The sequence below is a fragment of the Pseudomonas sp. P5_B2 genome, from assembly GCF_056400445.1.
In genome coordinates, this window is record NZ_JBFULH010001425.1 from 1 (window position 1) to 607 (window position 607).

Annotated in this window: 1 protein-coding gene; it reads right to left on the reverse strand. The window is 59.9% G+C overall.

What is annotated here, in order from left to right; genetic code table 11:
- Nucleotides 1-607, reverse strand: a 607-nt coding sequence (locus AC1DRJ_RS31620) for a cation:proton antiporter domain-containing protein (protein ID WP_477805561.1), incomplete at both ends; no start/stop codon positions are given.

A 607-nucleotide genomic window follows, 5' to 3' on the forward strand; every position in this document is an offset into this window, starting at 1 on the left:
CCAATACCCAGCCGCCAAGGATACCGAACAGACCGCCGCACAAGATCACCCCGCCAAAGGTGAGCAGGCTTTCTGTCAGACCGTCACCTTGGGCGCTGGCGATGATGAAGCTGTAAACGACCACCGCCAACAGTGCGCCGATTGGATCAATGACGATGCCTTCCCAGCGCAGAATGTTGGCGATCGAGGACTTGGGGCGCACGACACGCAGCATCGGTACGATAACGGTCGGACCGGTAACCAGGTTTATGCTGCCGAACAGGATGGCCAGCATCCAGTCGAGACCCAGCAGCCAGTGCGAGGTGAGGGAAATGACTATCCAGGTCGAGAGTGCGCCGATTGTCACCAGTCGATGGACGACGCTGCCAATCTGGCGCCACTCCGAAAGATGGAGCGTCAGGCTGCCTTCGAACAGGATCAGCGCCACMGCAAGAGACACCAGAGGCATCAGCAAGGGGCCGAACATTTCCTGCGGATCGAGCCAGTGCAATACGGGCCCGACCAAAATGCCGGTCAACAGCAGAAACAGGATCGCCGGCAGCTTCAAGCGCCAGGCCAGCCACTGGCAACCCAATGCCGCCGCACCAATGCCGCCAAACGCTAACAG